The sequence below is a fragment of the Alcanivorax sp. HI0044 genome, from assembly GCF_001634945.1.
Genome location: NZ_LWEZ01001321.1, coordinates 1 through 1814, shown reverse-complemented (window position 1 = coordinate 1814; position 1814 = coordinate 1). Strand labels below are relative to the sequence as shown.

Sequence of the window (1814 nt, the reverse complement as noted above, 5' to 3'; positions counted from 1 at the left end):
GCGTATCGCGAGTCGACGACGCTGACGCGGGCCTCACGCTTGCCGCCAAGTTCGAGAACCGATGACAAGGACAGGGTGTACTCTGCCGCGTCGCTCCCCTGCCGGTTGCCGCTGCCGAGGACGTTTTCCACCTCCAGGCCGGCTTCCAGGGCAGGATTTTGATCCGCCGTGAAACGACGGCCTTCAAGGCCCTGAAGGCGAAAATCGAAAACCTGCAGGGTGGGGTTCTGCGCCACGGTCCGCGAGAGGGCATTGGCAAGTGTGAGAGGTGCCTGCTCGGCGTACGCAACAGTGCCCGTCAGGGTTAGCACGAGAAGACACAGCAAGGTGTTAAAAAATTGACTCGGTATTACCCGCCGCCCATTTTTTATGGGCATTCCAAAAAGCATGAAACTACTCCTACGAAAGTCTAAATGACAGTAGTTCCCCAAGCTGGGGAAGGTGCTGCTCGCAGGATCAAACGATAGGAGGGCGGAAAGGAGAGGATTGATCGACAGAGGAAAAACTGGCCTGGTAGCCCGTCAGGCTTTTGTCCGGCATATTGCCCAAAGCGTCCGGCAGGTAACCCATCGATAGCATATGGCAGTGCCCATGGCACAGATCACATTGCACGAATGAATGGCCGGAATCGTCCGGCGCGGCGGGAGACTGATTGCCGGTCGTGTCGGCTGGCTCAATATCCGAGGGGTCAGTTAAAAGTTCAGCATCGTGGTGAACCACTCCCGGACTATAAAACTGACCCATATCAGCAACAGACACCACCGACTGCAAAGCCATCAGGAGCATCATTGCCATTATGAATCTGCGTCTAACCACGCCAGTTATGCCCAAACAAAAAGGAAGCGAAGTCTAGCGGCACAGCAATTGCCTGTAAAGTCCTCTACGCATTCGGGGGCTACGTTCAGCGCCAAGACATTTACCAAGACCATGAAACGGTTGTCCGTGAGTGCTGGATAAGCTCTATTCATTGGAGTTTTTCCTTTGATTAGCGACTAATATCCAGATTCATTTATTATAGATCGTCAAGTCCCAGCGGTCGGTTGGATGGTTTTTTACCGGGTCAATTTTCAAATCGGCCGCCTGCCACCAGTTTTTTCCCAGCCATTGTGATGCGGGCAGAGCGCCTGACTAGACAGCAAATTGAACGGATGATCGACCAGCATGCCGAGAAGTGCAGCCAAAAGGACAGATTTAGCCGACCGCTTGCTGTTTCTCAGAGATATCCCCTTTTCCATTTCTGCAGCTGTGGGTTTCATCGCGCTCTCGGGTATTGCCATCCTCAATGGGTTGGTAATGGTGTCGTTTATCCGTGAGTTGATGCATGAAGGTGTAACGCTGGATGACGCGATTATTGAAGGCGCGGTGACCAGGTTACGGCCAATTATAACCACCGCACTGGTGGCATCATTGGGTTTTGTGCCGATGGCGCTGAATACGGGTATCGGGTCTGAGGTTCAGCGACCACTGGCGACTGTCGTTATTGGCGGCATTATTTCTTCTACCTTGCTAACGCTATTTGTCCTGCCAGCCCTGTACCGGCTGGTCAATGGGAAGGCAGCGCAGCAAATCAACAACAAGGGAGTTTAGGTTGTGAAATTGAAATACTGGATTGGTCTTCTATCCATTTTGGCAAGCAGCATCGCCATGGGGCATGGCATGTCAGCAGAGGATAAGGCGAGGGCGCTCAATGCCGGTTTCATGGAGTACATTGAGCTTGGAGCGATGCACATGGTCACAGGCTATGACCATTTACTGTTTCTGTTCGGCGTGGTGTTCTTTCTGACCCGCTTCAGTGACATTGTTCGTTTTATAAC

The 1814-nt window shown here is 52.5% G+C and carries 2 protein-coding genes and 2 pseudogenes; 2 read left to right on the top strand and 2 right to left on the bottom strand.

Going from position 1 to position 1814, the window contains the following annotated elements:
• Together A3730_RS19445 and A3730_RS19440 are read right to left on the bottom strand one after the other, a co-directional pair.
• A pseudogene (locus A3730_RS19445) lies at positions 1–389 on the bottom strand (TolC family protein); the annotation flags it as partial.
• Between the two features lie 67 nt (positions 390–456).
• The gene (locus A3730_RS19440) at positions 457–795 is read right to left on the bottom strand and encodes a hypothetical protein (protein WP_062817552.1); all 339 of its coding nucleotides are present in this window, start codon (positions 793–795) and stop codon (positions 457–459) included.
• 411 nt (positions 796–1206) lie between these two features.
• Between A3730_RS19440 and A3730_RS19435 the strand changes: the two are divergent.
• Both A3730_RS19435 and A3730_RS19430 read left to right on the top strand, forming a co-directional pair.
• Positions 1207–1587 (top strand): annotated as a pseudogene (locus A3730_RS19435) (efflux RND transporter permease subunit); the annotation flags it as partial.
• A gap of 3 nt (positions 1588–1590) precedes the next feature.
• A partial coding sequence (locus A3730_RS19430) for a HupE/UreJ family protein (RefSeq protein ID WP_231884001.1) occupies positions 1591–1814 on the top strand: 224 nt, incomplete at its 3' end.

Bases quoted from the DNA above. Each gene is read 5' to 3' on its own strand.
- A3730_RS19440 (WP_062817552.1), bottom strand. From the start codon at position 795: ATGGCAATGATGCTCCTGATGGCTTTGCAGTCGGTGGTGTCTGTTGCT.